Origin of the sequence: Burkholderia sp. BCC0097, assembly GCF_902832985.1 — a bacterium.
Lineage (GTDB): Bacteria > Pseudomonadota > Gammaproteobacteria > Burkholderiales > Burkholderiaceae > Burkholderia > Burkholderia orbicola.
In genome coordinates this window covers 388,255-406,482 of record NZ_CADFDM010000005.1, presented here as the reverse complement: position 1 = coordinate 406,482, position 18,228 = coordinate 388,255, and the positions used below count along the sequence as shown (strand labels likewise).

19 protein-coding genes are annotated in these 18,228 nt (G+C 65.2%); 11 read left to right on the top strand and 8 right to left on the bottom strand.

Annotated features, from left to right (window positions below):
- Positions 1-62: 62 nt before the first annotated feature.
- The 7 genes from HWX07_RS19465 to HWX07_RS19435 all read right to left on the bottom strand — a co-directional run bounded on the left by HWX07_RS19465 (position 63) and on the right by HWX07_RS19435 (position 7,060).
- Positions 63-854 (bottom strand): aspartate/glutamate racemase family protein, encoded by a 792-nt coding sequence (locus tag HWX07_RS19465; RefSeq protein WP_175877377.1) that lies wholly within the window; start codon positions 852-854, stop codon positions 63-65.
- Positions 855-864: 10 nt separating this feature from the next.
- The gene (locus tag HWX07_RS19460; RefSeq protein ID WP_175877376.1) at positions 865-2,349 is read right to left on the bottom strand and encodes an NCS1 family nucleobase:cation symporter-1; all 1,485 of its coding nucleotides are present in this window, start codon (positions 2,347-2,349) and stop codon (positions 865-867) included.
- A gap of 149 nt (positions 2,350-2,498) precedes the next feature.
- Positions 2,499-3,203 (bottom strand): GntR family transcriptional regulator, encoded by a 705-nt coding sequence (locus HWX07_RS19455; protein ID WP_175877375.1) that lies wholly within the window; start codon positions 3,201-3,203, stop codon positions 2,499-2,501.
- 317 nt (positions 3,204-3,520) lie between these two features.
- Positions 3,521-4,459, bottom strand: coding sequence for a muramoyltetrapeptide carboxypeptidase (gene ldcA, locus HWX07_RS19450; protein WP_175877374.1), 939 nt, complete (start codon positions 4,457-4,459; stop codon positions 3,521-3,523).
- Between the two features lie 103 nt (positions 4,460-4,562).
- Positions 4,563-5,159, bottom strand: a complete 597-nt coding sequence (tadA, locus tag HWX07_RS19445) for a tRNA adenosine(34) deaminase TadA (RefSeq protein ID WP_175877373.1) — start codon at positions 5,157-5,159, stop codon at positions 4,563-4,565.
- Positions 5,156-5,557 (bottom strand): DnaJ family domain-containing protein, encoded by a 402-nt coding sequence (locus HWX07_RS19440; RefSeq protein WP_012328731.1) that lies wholly within the window; start codon positions 5,555-5,557, stop codon positions 5,156-5,158. Before HWX07_RS19440 ends, tadA begins: the two co-directional genes overlap by 4 nt.
- 279 nt (positions 5,558-5,836) lie before the next feature.
- Positions 5,837-7,060: an MFS transporter gene (locus HWX07_RS19435; protein WP_175877466.1), complete on the bottom strand. Its 1,224-nt coding sequence runs from the start codon at positions 7,058-7,060 to the stop codon at positions 5,837-5,839.
- A gap of 303 nt (positions 7,061-7,363) precedes the next feature.
- Between HWX07_RS19435 and HWX07_RS19430 the strand changes: the two genes are divergently transcribed.
- From HWX07_RS19430 to HWX07_RS19395, 8 genes are all read left to right on the top strand, one after another.
- The gene (locus HWX07_RS19430) at positions 7,364-8,134 is read left to right on the top strand and encodes a GntR family transcriptional regulator (RefSeq protein WP_109341413.1); all 771 of its coding nucleotides are present in this window, start codon (positions 7,364-7,366) and stop codon (positions 8,132-8,134) included.
- Positions 8,131-9,870: a fumarate reductase/succinate dehydrogenase flavoprotein subunit gene (locus HWX07_RS19425; RefSeq protein WP_175877372.1), complete on the top strand. Its 1,740-nt coding sequence runs from the start codon at positions 8,131-8,133 to the stop codon at positions 9,868-9,870. The genes HWX07_RS19430 and HWX07_RS19425 overlap by 4 nt, the downstream gene beginning before the upstream one ends.
- An 11-nt stretch (positions 9,871-9,881) precedes the next feature.
- Entirely contained in the window at positions 9,882-10,127 is a 246-nt protein-coding gene (locus tag HWX07_RS19420; protein WP_175877371.1) for a ferredoxin family protein, read from the top strand.
- Between the two features lie 136 nt (positions 10,128-10,263).
- Positions 10,264-11,268 (top strand): HEAT repeat domain-containing protein, encoded by a 1,005-nt coding sequence (locus HWX07_RS19415; RefSeq protein ID WP_175877370.1) that lies wholly within the window; start codon positions 10,264-10,266, stop codon positions 11,266-11,268.
- Complete coding sequence (locus tag HWX07_RS19410; RefSeq protein ID WP_175877369.1) at positions 11,265-11,543, top strand: gamma-butyrobetaine hydroxylase-like domain-containing protein; 279 nt, start codon at positions 11,265-11,267, stop codon at positions 11,541-11,543. Before HWX07_RS19415 ends, HWX07_RS19410 begins: the two co-directional genes overlap by 4 nt.
- A gap of 106 nt (positions 11,544-11,649) precedes the next feature.
- Positions 11,650-12,534, top strand: coding sequence for an NAD(P)-dependent oxidoreductase (locus HWX07_RS19405; RefSeq protein ID WP_175877368.1), 885 nt, complete (start codon positions 11,650-11,652; stop codon positions 12,532-12,534).
- Between the two features lie 49 nt (positions 12,535-12,583).
- Positions 12,584-13,057, top strand: coding sequence for an NUDIX hydrolase (locus tag HWX07_RS19400; RefSeq protein WP_175877367.1), 474 nt, complete (start codon positions 12,584-12,586; stop codon positions 13,055-13,057).
- A 97-nt stretch (positions 13,058-13,154) separates the two neighbouring features.
- Complete coding sequence (locus tag HWX07_RS19395; RefSeq protein ID WP_175877366.1) at positions 13,155-13,604, top strand: acetyltransferase; 450 nt, start codon at positions 13,155-13,157, stop codon at positions 13,602-13,604.
- An 81-nt stretch (positions 13,605-13,685) separates the two neighbouring features.
- On the opposite strand, the gene HWX07_RS19390 is transcribed toward HWX07_RS19395, so the two are convergent.
- The gene (locus tag HWX07_RS19390) at positions 13,686-14,312 is read right to left on the bottom strand and encodes a 2'-5' RNA ligase family protein (RefSeq protein ID WP_175877365.1); all 627 of its coding nucleotides are present in this window, start codon (positions 14,310-14,312) and stop codon (positions 13,686-13,688) included.
- A 117-nt stretch (positions 14,313-14,429) separates the two neighbouring features.
- Between HWX07_RS19390 and HWX07_RS19385 the strand changes: the two genes are divergently transcribed.
- From HWX07_RS19385 to HWX07_RS19375, 3 genes are all read left to right on the top strand, one after another.
- Positions 14,430-15,047: a 3'-5' exonuclease gene (locus HWX07_RS19385; RefSeq protein ID WP_175877364.1), complete on the top strand. Its 618-nt coding sequence runs from the start codon at positions 14,430-14,432 to the stop codon at positions 15,045-15,047.
- Positions 15,048-15,143: 96 nt separating this feature from the next.
- Positions 15,144-16,739, top strand: coding sequence for a VPA1262 family N-terminal domain-containing protein (locus HWX07_RS19380; RefSeq protein ID WP_175877363.1), 1,596 nt, complete (start codon positions 15,144-15,146; stop codon positions 16,737-16,739).
- Positions 16,724-18,202: a hypothetical protein gene (locus HWX07_RS19375; protein ID WP_175877362.1), complete on the top strand. Its 1,479-nt coding sequence runs from the start codon at positions 16,724-16,726 to the stop codon at positions 18,200-18,202. Before HWX07_RS19380 ends, HWX07_RS19375 begins: the two co-directional genes overlap by 16 nt.
- Positions 18,203-18,228: the final 26 nt, after the last annotated feature.

Genomic DNA, 18,228 nt, shown 5'->3' with positions numbered 1-18,228 from the left:
ATGACGGCCCAGTGTAGCGAAAAGGTCGATACGCGCCCATACAGCGGCGCAGATAGTGCATGTCAGACGGTGTGTATGTGCGGTTGCGGCAAATTCGGGACCGGCTCCGCCGCCGCCCCGTCCGGCGGGCTGAAGCGGGCGAACGCGCCGTCGTAGCGCTTCGGCAGCGGCCGCGCGTAGTCGCCGCGCTTCGCGGTCGCGAGGCGCAGCGCGACCAGCGCTTCGGCCCATTTGACGGCCGCCGTGACGCCCTCGACCACCGGCGCGCCGATCTGCTGCTCGATCTCGTGCGCGAATTCGGCCATCCCCGCGCAGCCGAGCACGATCGCATCGGCGCCATCCTCGTCGAGCGCGCGCCGGCATTCGTCGACGATGATCCGGCGCGCGGCCGAGCCGGGCCGGTCGAGTTCGAGCACCGCGACGTCGGTCGCGCGCACGTTGCGGCAGAACCGCTTCATCCCGTAGCGCTCCGCGAGGTGCCACGCCATCCCGCAGGTGCGCGCGAGCGTCGTGACGACCGAGAAGCCCGGCGCGAGCACGCTCGCCGCATGCATCGCGGCCTCGGCGATGCCGATCACCGGGCCGCGCGCGAGTTCGCGCGCCGCATACAGGCCCGGATCGCCGAAACACGCGATCACGTACGCGTCGCAGCCGTCGCGCTCGCCCTGAGCGATCTCGGCGAGCAGCCCCGGCGTCGCGAGCGCCTCGTCGTAATACCCTTCGATCGACGGCGGCCCCATCGGCGGGCTCACGGCCACGATCTCGGTGCCGGCGGCCGCGACCTCCCTCGCGCAGCGGCCCATCGCGTCGGTCATCCGCTGCGTCGTATTCGGATTGATCAGTCGGATCTTCATCGCATGCTCCTTACGCCTTCGCGCTCGCGAGCAGCCGGTAGAACACGAAGCCGAGCCCCGCGCCGATGAACCACGAGAAATTCGCGAGGGCCTGCCAGCCCGGCACCATCACGCAGACCACCGCGATCACCGCGGCCGGCAGCAGCGCGGCGAGCGCGCGGCGGTTCACGCCACCCGTGTACCAGTAGGCACCGCTTTCCGACATCGTGTACAGGTCGTCGCGCACGAGGCGGCCGCGCTTGACGAGGTAAAAGTCGGCGATCAGCACGCCGTACAGCGGGCCGATGAACGCGCCGAGCACGTCGAGCGTGTAGTGGATCACGGCCGGGTTGTTGAACAGGTTCCACGGCGTGATGAAGATCGACGCGACGGCGGCCAGCATCCCGCCCGCGCGCCAGCTGATCAGGCGCGGCGCGACGTTCGAGAAATCGAACGCGGGCGACACGAAGTTCGCGACGATGTTGATGCCGATCGTCGCGATCGTGAACGTCAGCGCGCCGAGGATCACCGCGGTCGGATGGTCGATGCGGCCGACCGTCGCGACCGGGTCGGTGATCAGTTCGCCGAACACCGGCAGCGTCGCGGCAGTGGTGATCACCGTGACGAGCGAGAACGCGAGGAAGTTGACCGGCAGCCCCCAGAAATTGCCGCGCTTCACGTCGCCGAACGAGCGGCAGTAGCGCGAGAAATCGCCGAAGTTCAGCATCGGCCCGGAGAAGTACGACACGACGAGCGACACGGCGGTAATCATCACCGGGATCACTTCCGCGCCGTGATACTTGACGCCGCCGAGGTTGAGGCCGATGTTGCGCCAGCCCGCGCGCCACACCATGTAGCCGGCGAGGATGAACATCACGACATAGACGGCCGGGCCCGCGAAGTCGATGAACTTCTTGATCGTCTCCATCCCGTTCCAGAACACGAACGCCTGGAGCACCCACAGCAGCATGAAGCCGGCCCAGCCGACCGCCGACAGCCCGAGGAAGCCGTAGCGATGAACGTCCGCATACGGCAGCCATTGCGGGAAGAATTTCAGCACGACGATCACGAGCGCGCTCGACGCGAGATAAGTCTGGATGCCGTACCACGCGATCGCGATCAGCCCGCGGATCACGGCCGGCACGTTCGCGCCGAGCACGCCGAAGGTCGCGCGGCACGCGACCGGGTACGGCACGCCGATCTGCTGGCTCGGCCGCGCGATCAGGTTGCACAGCGCGTTCACGAGGCCGATGCCGACGATCAGCGCGATCAGCACTTGCCAGCTCGTCAGCCCGAGCGCGAACAGGCTGCCCGCGAACACGTAGCCGCCGACGCTGTGCACGTCCGACATCCAGAACGCGAAGATGTTGTACGCACCCCACGTCTGATTTTTAAGGGGTGCCAAATCTTCGTTGTACAGACGTTCGCTGTAACCATCCGGCAGTGCCGGACCGCCCCCCTCGCCGCCTTCTTCCGCCGGATAGGCGCTGTCGTGCGCCACACTGAACTGAGCCATGACTTCTCCTTGACGCGGCCACCAGGCCGCTCCACCGTCATCGATATCGCTCCGGATCGTCGCCCGGAGTCGGACCAGCGGCCCGCGGCAAACACCGCGGGCCTGCATTGCTCTCGTCGTGTGGCGCGCGGCCGGGTTCGCGTCGCCGCTCAGGCGCCGCCGAACACTTCGCGCAAATCGACCTGCCCTTGCGCGGGCCGGTCCAGCATCTTCAGTTCGACATGCTGCAGGTGGCGCGCCATCAGCGTCACCGCCTGCTTCGGATCGCCCGCCTCCAGCGCGGCGAGGATCTCGTCGTGGTCGTCGCACGAGCACGGGCTGCGCCCGTGCGATTCGTACAGCGCCGACATCAGTGTCGAGCGTGCGACGAGCCCTTCGAGGCACTCGCTGAGCGTCGCATTGCCCATCAGCGTCGCGAGCGCCGTATGGAATTCGCCCGACAGCCGGATCCACGCCGCGAAGTCGTGCCGCTCGAACGCCTTGCGTTCCTTGTCGATCAGCGCGGCGACGCCTTTCAGCCGCCTGGCGCCCGGGCCGGTCGCGAGCCGCTCGACCACGGCCAGCTCGATGATCCGGCGCATCTCGAATACTTCGTGCACCTCCTGCAGCGTCGGACTCGCGACGAACGCGCCGCGGTTCGGCTCGAGGTCGACCAGCTTGTCGGTCGCGAGCTGCGCGAGCGCCTGGCGGATCGTCCCGCGCTTCACGCCGAATACATCGCAGAGCTGCGCCTCCGTCAGTTTCGCGCCCGGCGCGAGCCGATGCTCGAGGATCGCGGTGCGAATCCGCTCGGCGATCGCTTCGGGGCCGGCTGCACCGGACGGAGTGGAATCGGGCTCGTTCATGATCTGCATCGTGTGATGGTCCTCATCCTAGGGCGGACATAAAGATTGTCAACAATTCTTTTGCAGCATTTCGCACAATCGACGTGCACCAGCGTGTTCTCATTCGGTGCAATGCGCACGAAATCCATGCACGGCAAGCCAGAAGGGCAAGACGGAGGCACTTCTAGACGTATTCCTTCTCAGTAATTTTGTTGACAAAAATGGTGCATATTCGGGCGAAAATTGTGTCGATGTCGACGAAAAATATGGACCGTTAGTTGCACATTCACATAAAGAAAAAGGCGGGGAGCCCCGCCTTTCGATCGATCGCGCCGGCGCCGGCGGCATCAGCCGAGATGCGGGTAGTCCGACAGCGTGAGCCGGAACCCGTGCGCATTCGCGACCAGTTGCGCCTGTGCCCCGAACGGCAATGTCAGCAGGTCGGGCACGTGGCCGAACTGGAGCCCGGTGACGACCGGGATCCCGATCACCGCGCGCACCTGGTCGATCATCGCCTGCATGTCGTAGCCGTTGTCGTACTCGAACGGCCGCGCGCCGGTGAACTGGCCGAGCACGAGCGCCTGCTGGCGCGCGAGCAGCCCCGACAGGTGCAGTTGATAGATCATCCGCTCGATCCGGAACGGCTGCTCGTTGACGTCTTCGATGAACAGGATGCCGCCCTCGATGTCGGGCATGTACGGCGTGCCGACCAGCGACGCGAGGATCGCCAGGTTGCCGCCCCACAGCGTGCCCGTCACGTTCACCGTCTGTACCTGCGGTGCGTCGGCGACGATCGTCGTGCTCGGCTGCGTCAGCGTCTGCCAGAAATGCTGCATCGTGAAGTCGCTCGGCGTTTCCGCGCCGAAATCCGCCGACAGCATCGGGCCGCCGAACGTCTTGATGCGCGCCTTTGCGTACAGCGCCAGCTGGATCGCCGTGAAGTCGCTGTGGCCGACGAGCGCGATCGGCTGGTCGCGCAGCCGGCGTTCGAGCCCGCGATAGTCGAGCCCGTGCAGGATGCGCGCGGCGCCGTAGCCGCCGCGCACCGCGAGCGCGATGTCCGGCAGCGGCCGCTCGGGATCGGCGAGGCGGTTCAGGTCGCCTGCCCGCTCGCCGTCGGTGCCGCCGAAACGCTGGAAGCGCCGCTGCGTCGCCTCGATGTTCTCGATGCGCTGCTGCGCGGTGCTGAGGCGCTCGAGCGCGCGGTTGATCGCGTCGGGATCGTGCGGATAGCCGGACGGCGCCAGCAGGCGGATGGTGTAGGACGCGGCGGGCTGGAAGGACATGGCGAAAGGTATCGGGGTCGTCAAACCTGCTTAGAGGGTCCGAACCGGGTCCGGTTCACGGAAACCGTGCACGCCCGGGATGCCGGGTGCGGCGAGAGTTGGCCTATGACGCGCCGGATTCGGCATCGCGGGCGAGCCGCGCTTCGCGCAGCGCGCGCCGGCGCTCGGCGAAGAACGACTTCAGCGCGGCGCCGCACTCGTCGGCGAGCACGCCGCCGGTCACTTCGGTGTGGTGGTTCAGCTGCGGATTCGCGAATGCGTCGATCACGCTGCCGCACGCGCCCGTCTTCGGGTCGGCCGCGCCATAGACGACCCGCGCGACGCGGGCGTGCATGATCGCGCCAGCGCACATCAGGCACGGCTCGAGCGTCACGTACAGTTCGCAACCGGGCATCCGGTAATTCTGCAGATGTTGCGCGGCCATGCGCAACGCGGCCATTTCGGCATGCGCGGACGGGTCGTGCCCGCCGATCGGATGATTGAAGCCGCGTGCGATCACTTCGTCGCCGCGCACGAGCACCGCGCCGACCGGCACTTCACCGGCCGCGCGCGCCTCTTCGGCGGCGGCTTGCGCAAGGCGCATGAAATGCAGGTCGCGCGCCGAGACGGGCGCGGTTTCTTGAACGGAAGAATCGGCGGCGGGATCAGTGGCCGCGGCGGCTGCCGAGCGAGCTGCGTCGTGCAGCGCGTCGGACGTCACATCGGCCCCGCTTCGGCGGGCGCTTCGTCGAGCCCGCGCTCGCACAGGCGTTCCGCGATGCGCCGGCAGTAGTCGCGCGGCATCACCATCGGGCCGCCGCGCAGCGATTCGAGCGCCATGTCGAGCGCGAGGATTTTCGCCTGCAGCCGGCAGCGCGCGGCACGGTCGCTGACCGCCTGCACTTCGTCGTGCAGGTTGCGCAGCGCGCGCAGTTGCTCGACGGCCGGCGGCACGAAGCCCGCGTTCTTCAGGATACGGTTGGCCACCCGCACCTCCTCGGGCACGAGCAGGTCGTCGTCCAGCGCCTGCGGCGCGCCGGTACCCGGCAAATCGTCGAACTCGCCCCGCGCGGCGGCGGCGGCAATACGTTGTTCGACCAGGGCGTCAAGCAATCTCATCAGTCAATCGGAACAATGCGGCAGGCCGAATTCTAGCAGGGTGACGCCGGTATGACAGGCCCTTCGAATACATGCTCGATATTGTATTTTTAGGGGCCGAATCGCGGCGCATGCGCGCCGATCGCCGTCAGTTGCCGCTCTGCTGCGCCGCAGCAGGCTGAGCGCCGTTCGGACGCCTCCAGACGGAGGTGAGGTGCGGGCCATTTATTTATCCACGACGATCCAGCAGGCGCCTGCCGACCCGGCGAAAACGCCAGCCGCCCTGCTCCCGCTGCCCGCTTACGCCGCCACCGTTTCCGGCCGCGCCTTCGCGAACGGGCGGAACATCGTCGCGATCAGGAACGCGCCGAGCCCGATCGCGAACGAGCCGAGGTACAGCCAGCCGTAGCTGCCGAATGCATCGACGATCAGCCCACCGGCGACCGGGCCCGCAGCCATCCCGAGGCTGCCGGCCATCGCACAGCCGCCGATCACGGTGCCCATCATCCGCAGCGGAAAGTTCTCGCGCGCGAGCACCGAGTACAGCGGCATCACACCCGCATAGATGAAGCCGAACAGCGTCGCGACCGCGTAGAAGCCGTCGAGCGTGTGCACGAAGTAGTAGCCGAGCGCGCCGAGCGCCTGCGCGAGCAGCCCCGCCACCAGCATGCGCTTCGCGCCGAGGCGATCGCCGAGGACCCCGAACGCGATCCGGCCGCCCATGCCCGCCAGCCCTTCGACGCTGTAGATCGATACCGCGACGATCAGCGGAATCCCGCAGGTCACCGCGTAGCTGACCGTATGGAAGATCGGGCCCGAATGGGTCGCACAGCAGAAGAAATTCGTCAGCACCAACACCATGAACTGCGGCGAACGCAGTGCATCCGCGATCGACATCGCGGCGGGCGCGCCGGCCGACGCGGGCGCAGGCGCCGCGTGGGCGGATGCGGGATCGAGCGCGGGCGCCCGGCGCACCAGCAGCGACACCGGGATCATCACGACAGCCGCCAGCGCGGCGATCAGCAACATCGACGTGCGCCAGTCGCGCACCGACACGAGCCAGGCGGCCAGCGGCGCCATCGTCATCGGCGCCATCCCCATGCCGGCCGACACGAGCGATACCGCGAGGCTGCGGTGCGTGTCGAACCAGCCGGTCACGCACGCCATCATCGGCGCGAAAATCGCGGCCGTCGCGCCGCCGACCGCCAGGCCGAACGTCAACTGGAACACGAAGAGCGATGGCGCGCGGCTCGCGAGCGCCAGGCTCGCCGACAGCAGCACGGCGCCCGTGACGACGACCGGGCGGGTGCCGACGCGGTCCGACAGGCTGCCCCACGCCATGCTCGCAAACGCCATCGCGATGAAGCCGAGCGTCATCGCGGCGGAAATGCCGGTCATCGACCAGCCCGTATCGCGCGCGATGGAGCGAAGGAACACCGGCAACGAGAACATCGCGCCGATCGCGACGCAGCCCATCAGGCCGCCCGCGGCGACGATCACCCAGCGGTATCGGGAATCCGGCATGTGGCGTTTCATGTGGCCTCTCCTCGTTGGTTGCGCCATTCGCGAAAACCGGGTGACGACCGCATGGCGCGGCGCACTACCCGGTCGATATCGATACGACGGGAGACGCAGCGGGAAATCGACATGCGCGGGTCATCCGGCCACATTTTTTATTGTCGGCCATGCGGCGCGGGTCGCAAGGGTCGGATCGCCTGCCGCCGCCCCCGCTTTTCCGCGACGGGAAATTCGAAATCACAAATAGTTGGTTGGGGCGCGCAATGACGCTGGCTACACTCGCCCCATCTTGTCATAACAAGTTGACCCATGACCCCACCCAACGTCGTGCCGCTGTCCGCGGCCCCGCTCTACGTGCAGATCAAGGACACGCTGCGCGCGCGCATTCTCGACGGCACCTACGCGCCGCACAGCCGGATGCCGTCCGAGCACGAGCTCTGCGCGATGTTCGACGTCAGCCGCATCACGGTGCGCCAGGCGCTCGGCGACCTGCAGAAGGAAGGCCTGCTGTTCAAGCTGCACGGCAAGGGCACGTTCGTGTCGAAGCCGAAGGCGTTCCAGAACGTGACCTCGCTGCAGGGTTTTGCCGAGGCGATGTCGTCGATGGGCTACGAGATCGTCAACCAGTTGCGCAGCCTGCGCACCGTGAAGGCCGATCGCCATCTCGCGACGAAGCTGAACGTGCCGGAAGGCGCGCCGCTCGTCGAGATCCATCGCGTGCGGCTGCTGAACCGCGAACCCGTGTCGCTCGAACAGACCTGGGTGCCCGAAGCGCTCGGCAAGCGCCTCGCCGGCGCTGATCTCGCAACCCGCGACATCTTCCTGATCCTGGAGAACGACTGCGGCATCCCGCTCGGCCATGCCGACGTGTCGATCGACGCGATCCTCGCGGACGACGAAATCGTCGACGCGCTGCACGTCGAGGAAAGCAGCCCCGTGCTGCGCATCGAGCGTCTCACGCACGACGCGTCGGGCGCGCCGATCGACTACGAATACCTCTACTTCCGCGGCGACGCCTTCCAGTACCGATTGCGCGTCGACCGGCAGAAGGCGCGCAAACCTGCAAGGAACCCGCGATGAATACCCATGTGCACGAATACGACATCGTCGTGGTCGGTGGCGGCACGGCCGGCCCGATGGCGGCCATCAAGGCGAAGGAGCGCGATCCGTCGCTGCGCGTGCTGCTGCTCGAGAAGGCCAACGTGAAACGCAGCGGCGCGATCTCGATGGGGATGGACGGCCTGAACAACGCGGTGATCCCGGGTCATGCGACGCCCGAGCAATACACGCGCGAGATCACGATCGCCAACGACGGGATCGTCGACCAGGAAGCCGTGTACGCGTATGCGACGCACAGCTTCACGACGATCGAGCAGCTCGACCGCTGGGGCGTGAAGTTCGAGAAGGACGGCACCGGCGACTACGCGGTGAAGAAGGTCCACCACATGGGCTCGTACGTGCTGCCGATGCCGGAGGGCCACGACATCAAGAAGGTGCTGTACCGGCAACTGAAGCGCGCGCGCATCGCGATCACGAACCGGATCGTCGCGACGCGCGTGCTGACCGACGCGCAGGGCCGCGCGAGCGGCGTGCTCGGCTTCGACTGCCGCACCGCCGAATTCCACGTGATCCGCGCGAAGGCCGTGATTCTCTGCTGCGGCGCGGCCGGCCGTCTCGGGCTGCCGGCGTCAGGCTACCTGATGGGCACGTACGAGAACCCGACCAACGCGGGCGACGGCTACGCAATGGCCTATCACGCGGGCGCCGCGCTCGCGAACCTCGAATGCTTCCAGATCAATCCGCTGATCAAGGATTACAACGGCCCGGCGTGCGCATACGTGACCGGGCCGCTCGGCGGCTTCACCGCGAACGGCAAGGGCGAACGCTTCATCGAATGCGACTACTGGAGCGGCCAGATGATGTGGGAGTTCTACCAGGAGCTGCAGAGCGGCAACGGCCCCGTGTTCCTGAAGCTCGACCATCTCGCGGAAGAGACGATCCGGACCATCGAGCAGATCCTGCATACGAACGAACGGCCCAGCCGCGGCCGCTTCCATGCGGGGCGCGGCACCGACTACCGCAGCCAGATGGTCGAGATGCACATCTCCGAGATCGGCTTGTGCAGCGGCCACAGCGCATCGGGCGTGTACGTGAATGCACGCGCGGAGACGACCGTGCCGGGGCTGTACGCAGCCGGCGACATGGCGGCCGTCCCGCACAACTACATGCTCGGCGCATTCACGTACGGCTGGTTCGCCGGGCAAAACGCAGCCGACTACGTGGCCGGCCGCGACCACGCGCCGGTGGACGACCAACAGGTCGACGCCGAGCGCACCCGCGTGCTCGCGCCGCTGCTGCGCGAGCGCGGCCTGGCACCCGCGCAGGTCGAGTACAAGCTGCGCCGGATGGTGAACGACTACCTGCAACCGCCGAAGGTGACGCGCAAGATGGAAATCGGGCTGCAACGCTTCGACGGAATTACTGAGGATATCGAAGAAATGAAGGCGAACAACCCGCACGAACTGATGCGTGCGGCCGAAGTGCGCGCGATCCGCGACTGCGCGGAAATGGCCGCGCGCGCGTCGCTGTTTCGCACCGAGAGCCGCTGGGGGCTATACCACCATCGCGTCGATTTTCCGCACCGCAACGACGCCGAATGGTTCTGCCACACGTGGCTGCGCAAGGACGCCGCTGGCGCGATGCGCAGCGAGAAGCGTCCGGTCGAACCCTACGTCGTGCCACTTGCCGACGACGAACGCGGCGCCTACGCGCAGTTGCGCATCCGTGAAACGGCCGCGCTCGCGGCCACCCTGTGAGGAACCTTGCCATGCCCCATACCCCGCACGACATCTTCCAGCGCAGCAGCGCGCCCGTGACGATCGACGAGTCGCTGTGCATCGCCGACAAGGGCTGCACCGTGTGCGTCGACGTGTGCCCGCTCGACCTGCTCGCGATCGACGTCACCAAGGGCAAGGCCACCATGCAGTTCGACGAATGCTGGTACTGCATGCCGTGCGAACGCGACTGCCCGACCGGCGCGGTCAAGGTCGATATTCCGTACCTGCTGCGCTGACACGGCGCGCGGCCCGCGCGCCGACGACAGCACGCCGTAGCCCGCGTTCGTCGACATCAGGCGCCGCCGCCTCGCGCCGTTGCGCGACGCCGCCTGAGCGTGCGTACTGGCCCATTCACCGCACCGACTTTTCTCCATGACCGCTTCTTCCTCCGCTTTCCCGCTGCCCGACATGTCGGACGCCGATCACGACGATCATGCCGCGCTCGTCGCGCGCCTCGCCGCGGCCGATGCATCGGTGCGCCGCATCGCGCTGCTCGAACTCGCCGATCTCGAAGCACCCGAACTCGTGCCGTCGTTCATCGCGGCGCTGCGCAACGACCCGTCGGCCGACGTGCGCAGCGAGGCCGCGCGCGTGCTCGACGCATGGGAGCAACCCGATGTCGTCGACGCGCTGTGCCACGCGCTGCTCGATCCGGACGACGGCGTGCGCGCAACCGCCGCGCAAAGCCTGTCCGAACTGAAGGACGCGGCATCGGGCGCCGTGCTGTGCCGCTGGGCCGACCGACCCGAGCCGTTCGTACGCGGCGCCGTGCTGCGCGGCTTGCGCGAGTTGCGCGACCCCGACGCGTTCGCGCCCGCGCTGCGCGCGCTCGACGCGAGCGCCGCTGCCGTCCGCGCCGAGGCGGTCGTCGTGCTCGGCTGGCTCAAAGATAGCCGCGCGCTGCCGCCCCTCGCCCGCATCGCGACCGCAGACGCTGACGCGGACGTGCGGCGCGCCGCGGTCGGCGCGATCGGGTTTGCAGCGGCGGGTGACACCGCCGTCGTCACCGCGTTGCTCGCGGCGCTGCGTGACGCCGAGTGGCAGGTGCGCGAGGAAGCCGCCAGCACGCTCGGCAAGCTGCGCATCACCGTTGCGCGCGACCCGCTCGTCGCCGCGCTCGACGACGATTACTGGCAAGTGCGCCTGCGTGCCGTCCGCGCGCTGGGCCAATTGCGCGATGCGGCCGCGGCGTCGGCCATCGTTGCGCTGCTCCCGCATACGATCAACAATCTGCGCAAGGAAGCCGCGCTCGCGCTCGGCGAATTGCGCGATCCGGCGACGCTGCCCGCGCTGCACCATGCACTCGACGATCGCGACCCCGAAGTCCGCAAGGCCGTGCGGATCGCGATCGGACAGATCGACGAGGCGTCGCGATGATCGCGCCGACCGAAATCGCGCTCGATCACCCGGCACGTGCACTGACGCTGCGCTGGCCCGATGGCGCCACGCAACGTATCGGCTATGCGCGGTTGCGCAGCGATTGCCCGTGTGCGGAATGCCGGAGAATCCGCTTCGATGGCGGCCGTATCGACGCCCGCGCCGGTCTGACGCTCGACGGCGTGGAAGCGCTCGGCTACGGCGTCCGCTTTTTGTTCGGCGACGGCCATGCACGCGGCATTTATCCGTGGCCGTACCTGGCGGACCTCGCGTAGCGATGACGACGCGGCTTCCGCGCTCGCGCGGGCCGGATGGCAGCCGTGCGAAAACGCTGCGATACTGACGCCCACGATCGTCGCCACCTACCGTGGGAGCAGCACCATGCAAACCGCAGTCGGATTCATCGGCCTTGGCGTGATGGGCACGCCGATGGCGCTCAATCTCGCGCGGGCGGGCACGCCGCTCGTCGCGTGGAGCCGTTCGCACGGCAGCGACGACGCGCTGCGCGCCGCCGGCGCACGTGTGGCCGAAAACGTCGACGACGTGTTCGCGTCGTGCCGCACCGTGATCCTGATGCTCGCGAACGACGCGGCAATCGATGCCGCCCTTGCGCGCGGCACGCCCGGTTTTGCCGCCCGGGTCGGCGGACACACGATCGTCAACATGGGCACGAATGCGCCCGAATACTCTCGCGCACTCGCCGACGAAATCGCCGCCGCGTCGGGCCGCTACGTCGAGGCGCCGGTATCGGGCTCACGCAAGCCGGCCGAAGCCGGTCAGCTCGTCGTCATGCTGGCCGGCGCGCCGGAAGACGTCGACGCCGTGCGCGCGCTGGTGAAGCCGCTGTGCCGCGACAGCTTCGTGTGCGGCGACGTGCCGGCGGCGCTGACGATGAAGCTCGCCGTCAACCTGTTCCTGATCACGATGGTCACCGGTCTCACCGAAGCCACGCATTTCGCGCAACGCCACGGTATCGACCTCGCACGCTTCGCCGACGTGCTGAACGCCGGCCCGATGGCCAGCGACGTGTCGCGCGTGAAACTCGGCAAGCTCGTCGCGGAAGATTTCTCGGTGCAGGCCGCGATCACCGACGTGCTGAAGAATGCGCGCCTCGTCGCCGAATCGGCACGCAGCATCGGCATCGCGTCGCCGCTGCTCGACATCTGCCATGCGCTGTACGGCGAAACCGAACAGGCCGGACATGGCGCGGCCGATATGGTCGCCGTGATCCGTGCGATCGAACAGCGTACCGGGGACGCGCGATGAGCCACGTGCACGCCCACGTATTCGTTCGCAGCGGCAGGTAGGCACAACGATGTCCGCAACCGGCAACGCCGCACCGTTGCGCCCCGTTCCCGCCGTGATCGGCGTCGTGCTGCGCGAACGCGACGTGCTGCTCGTGCGCCGCGCGAATCCACCCGATGCACGCTGCTGGGGCTTCCCCGGCGGCAAGATCGAGCCGGGCGAGCCGCTCGCGGATGCGGTCGTGCGCGAGATCGCAGAAGAAACGACGGTCGACGTCGAGGCGCTCGGTGCCTTTACCGCGCTGGACGCATTCGATTACGATGCGCACGGCGCCGTACGCCAGCATTTCGTCATGGTCGCCGTGCTGTGCAGATGGTTGCGCGGCACGCCGGCCGCCGGCGACGATGCGCTCGACGCGCGCTGGTTCGACATCGACGAACTCGACCGCGACGATTTGCCGATGAGCGCCGGCGTGCGCGACGTCGCGCGACGGGCGATCGAGCGGGCGGCGATGCCAGGCAACGCGCGACCGCCATCCGGCTGACACACCGCTGTCGCTTGCGCATTACCGTGCGCGCGACGCGTTCGATTCATCACGGCGCCGGCTACCTGCCGAGCGCCGGATCATCACACATCAAACCATGATCATAATTCGCCGATCCACCGAGGCCGACGGCACACGCGTGCTGGATATCTGGCGCAATGCCGTCGATGCCACGCATCACTTCCTGAGCGACGACGACCGTCGCGCGATCGAATCCGAAGTCGTCGCATTTCTGCCGGGCGCGCCGCTCGATCTAGCCGTCGACGAGAGCGATCACCCTATCGGCTTCATGTTGCTCGACGGCAGCCACATGGAAGCGCTGTTCGTCGATCCCGCCCACCATCGCGCGGGTGTCGGGCGGCGGCTGGTCGAAGAAGCGCTCAAGCGCCATCCCGATTTGTCGACCGACGTCAACGAACAGAACGAGGCGGCGGCGGGATTTTACGAGCGGCTCGGATTCGAGCGCTGCGGAAGATCGGCACTGGATGGACAAGGACGGCCTTATCCGCTGATTCACCTTCGTTATCGCGGGGGTGGTTCGAATTGAGCCGGAGTCGGGGCGAGAACGGGACACTGCAACGGCCCGGTCAGGATGCGCTGAAACGGCACCGCCTTTACGGCATCGCAATCATCCCGGGGAGCGGCCAATTCCCAGCGGCCAGCGCCCCAACACGTCGTAGTGCGACTTGCCGAGCCAGCTATCGATCAGGACGAACTCGAACACGGTCCACGTAATCGGCTCGATCCTGTACTCGTCGGGCCTCTGTGCACCATACAGCAGCGTCACGTGCGGGGTGAAACCGGCAGGCAGAATGCTCAGCCCCGCCTCTCGTTTCAGCGCACGTCGCAACTGCCGTTGAAACTCGATCAAGTCTTCCAGACCGTTCCGTCCCGTCAGCACCAGCGGCTGATGATTGGGCCGCCCGTTGAAGCTGATGATCTTGTCGAACCTCACGGAGAAAGACCGCGCGTCCACGCGGTCCGCCACTGCACGGGCCCGCGCAAGCGTAGCGCCCGGCACATAAGCGAAATCGCCCAGAGACCCCAGCGTGATATGCAGGCTCTCGGTGCGCAGCACGCTCTCCTTCTTCAGCCGCATGCTTTCAGCCATGCAGGCAATGCGCGCGGCCGTGGCCGTATCCGGCATCACGGCGAAAAAGAAGCGGTGCACGGGAGCTGGCGGCGGCGCATCGAATCCGGGTAGCGTCAGTTGAGTCACGGCAGCATGTCCGACTGGCGTGGAGCGAAATTTCATTATCGTCAATCGGTAGCCTGCTCGCTCGCTGCTCGACGAATCCACCGTTCGCGCGCCTGAAGATGCTACCCTCTCGGCCAAACTCGACTCCCTCTGATGACGCCCCCGAATTCAACCATGCAAACCGTCGCGGTACTGGACTTCGAAACAACCGGCCTGTCGCCGAATCTGGGCGACCGCGCAACCGAAATTGCCGTCATCCTGCTGCGCGACGGGCAGGTCGTCGACCGCTTCCAGAGCTTGATGAATGCCGGCCGACGCATCCCGTCCGATGTCGTTGCGCTCACCGGCATCACGAACGACATGATTGCGACGGCGCCGCCGGCGTCCGAAGTCATGAAAGAAGCGGCGGCGTTCGTCGGCAAGCATGCGGTCGTCGCCCACAACGCCGGCTTCGACAAACGCTTCTGGCAGTCGGAACTCGGGATGCTCGGCATGTCGGCCGAGCATGCGTTTGCGTGCACGATGCTCGTGGCGAGGCGGATCTACCCGGACGCCCGGAGTCACCGCCTGTCGAGCCTGGCCGAGATGCTGCGGCTGCCGCAAACGGGCCGTGCGCACCGGGCGATGGTCGATGCGGAGATGGCTGGCCATCTGTGGTGCCGGTTGCAGCAGGATATTTCGCGGACTTATGGGCTGGATCGGATCGATCACGCGCTGATGTCGCGGGTTCAGGTGACGACCAAGGCGAAGGTGCCGATGTATTTGCGGTCGCTCAGGCGCGCGCATGCGTGACGTATCCGGTTCTGGAACGGAAAACACGACGCGCGCTGATTGACTGCATACGTTAACGCAAAGCGGCCTGGCAAAACACGGATCAAAGGGACTGTAATGAACCTGTACAAACGACCCGAACCTCGCTCCCCTTTGCCTGAGCTAACGCAGCTTCTCTCGCCCGGTGTGCTAGGGTTCTATACGCATGTTGAATGTACGGAGCTATTCGCCAATCGACGCGATCATGATGGTACGTTCAATGTCCTTACCGTCTTGGTTGCCGAGGAGCGATCTAATATCGAGGCACCGCGCGCCCGCTTCCTGACTCCGAAACCTATCAGGATCAAATCTCTCAAAGACTGGAGTTTCGGCATCCGTCGTTACACATTGCCGATCGCCACGCTCATTCCTGCACTCACCGCTGTGGACGCAGGGGAAGGATGGAAACTGTCGGGCGATGAACTCGAAATCGGCAAGCTTGTCCCAATGCCCGCGCAATTTGTTCCTTCCAACAATGGCCCAGCGGTCCCATGGAACAAGCTCCTGAAAAACAACTTTTGGAGCGGTTCACACCTGCTTGAGTGGACCGATCATGGCAAGGAAGTGCTGGCACCGTTCTCTGCCGACCCTCGCCGTTTGCAAGAGCTATCGGTGCAGGTCGAGAAGCATATCCCACTCCAATTGGCGGCTATGTCAGACCGGCTCGGCAATCTGGTTGTGCAACTCCCTGTCACGGTGCTGATGGCCGAATTCCAAAAGCTTCACGATGGAAATTTTCAGGTCGAACACGCCTGGCACCCAAAGGCCACTCCGCGTCCTTTGATTGCGGTCTGCGAATTGGAGCACGACGACATCCTCACGGGCTTTGCTTCGGCAAGCTTGGAGGACAGAATCACCCCACTCCCGATGCGTGCCGGCCGAGGACTGTATCGCGGCTTCATCTGGGACGAGCAAAGCAGCACACTTCTCGTCGCCTCCGGCCCAGGCTCTTTTATCTCCACCGTCTCATTCAACATAAGTTCACCCGATCCTGAGCCGCGTATCTTTTCGGTCAAGAATCCGGATGGAAGTTGGGACCCACGGCGTATCGGTCTGACTGCGTTTTCCAATCAAAGCCTCGTTGGCGATTCCCAACCGGACGACAATGGTGGGTGGACAGCGAAACGAATGTACACTGAGCAAGCCAATAGGCTGGCTGCCGAGCGTCGCTTTGTTCAATACCGTCCGGCCCCTGGAAATGGAAATGCCTGCCGTCGAAAAGCGTTGGATGACCTTCGCGCCCTGATCGTCGCTTATGGCGGAAAGGGTGCTTGGCTCTGGGATCCTTACCTGTCAGCCAACGACATACTCGAAACGCTGTTTTACTGCCCATATCAAGGAGTGGACCTCCGTGGTCTGACGACGGCCAAGGGTGGTCCTGGCGACGAAATCCGCCGAGCACTTGACGGGTGTCAGAGCAACTGGCGGGGCTTAAAACTTGAGCTTCGAGTGCAGAATGGCTCGACGGGATGGGACTTCCACGATAGGTTCCTGATCTTCCCGTCCGGCCCGGACGGGGCCATGGCTTGGTCGCTCGGCACCTCGGTGAACTCCGTGGGCACGGCGCATCACATTCTCCAGAAGGTCGACAATGCTCAGCTTGTCGTGGATGCCTTCACCGACCTCTGGGAGCTACTCAGCGAGTCGGACCATCTCATATGGAAGAAGCCGTGACGAGTGCCGCGAATATGTTCCTCTCGGCGATCGAGAAAGCTACGCAAGCTGGTCCGATCGAAGCTCCGAATGCTCTTATTGCGGCGATTGAAGCACAGTCCGATCCGTTGCAGGCCCTTTCCGATTGGGACGCCCGCAACAAGATATTTGAATCGATCAGATCTCAATTTACCTTCGTCGATTTCGTCCAAACGAGCGGCAAGCCGCCGAGCGATGAGGATTTGGACCGACTCTGCGGCCTGCTTCGGTGGGTCCTGCAAGAATGTTCCAGTTGGGACAGCGGTGTCGATCCGCGGCGTATCCGGCTGGTCACCCTCCTCGTCGTCGGAAAATTCACAACGAAGGATACGAATTTCTGGGTTGCCGTACCAAATAACTTCAGGCCCAACGATGATCTGCTTGCTGCGCTTGAGAGAGTGATCGCGGGCCTAACGACGAGCTTTACGACTCGTGGTCTATCCCCTCCCATCTGGGAGTCGGAAGCCATAGAAAGATTTGAAAAGGCAGACACCGAGGGTGATTGGGTCGGAATCGCACAAGGCTGGCGTTTGATCGAAGACAGTTTCTTCCCGGGCATTGCCATCGCGGAGGCTGCCCAGTGCCTCGAGAGATTTGCGCCCGAGCGCCTCGTACAGGCTGTCTCAGGTCTACGGCAGATGGCGTCGATCATGAGTGTCGCGCTATCGCTTCCTCCCCATGCGGCGCTACGCCTCGGGGCTAAATCGACCAATCCTCATGCTCAATTCGCGACAACTTATAGAGCTGCATCATCAAGGGCTAACCGGGAGCTGCTTGGGGACACTTGCAAAGAATTTTTGACCCAAATCTTGAGAGAAGTGTCGCAAGATATGCAGCGCTGGGCTGGTTGGATGCGCGTGTTCAACTGCTTTCCTTCGCAATTTCCGGAGTTACAGGTGCCGCTTGGCTCCGCTCTTGCCAATGCGGACACCGCCGCACTTCAACTCTACGTTGATACGATCAGCTTACACTGGTCTGGCCAGCAAACCCGATTTGCAGTTGCGAATTGCCTTCGAACCTTCCGCAACAAGGCCGGAGTCGAGAAGCGCCAGACGTTGTGGAATTTGGCTTATCAGCGTTGGACGTCGTGGGAATTTGGTCTGAAGGAGACTGGTGAGAGCCTTACCAAGATCGCTCGATGCGAATTGGATTACGCTTTGGTGGGTTATATCGTCGAATGTCTCGACGATGCCAATCGACAACACATGCTGGCCTCACTCATCAAGGAACTTCAGGCCGTGGAAGACACTTGGCACCCAGGGATCGTAGACTGCCTCTCTAAGTGGTACGCCGTGTTGTCGGAAATGCAGCCCCTTTACTTGGCAATGAGTATCATGGGCACAAAAGCTGAGTGGATCGATCAAGAACGGATGATGCGACTGCCGTTCGATCCGGGCAAGGAGGCCTATACGACCCTCAAATACGGCAGACCTCAACTCGCATAGGTGTGTGGCCAAGCCAGATACGCAAT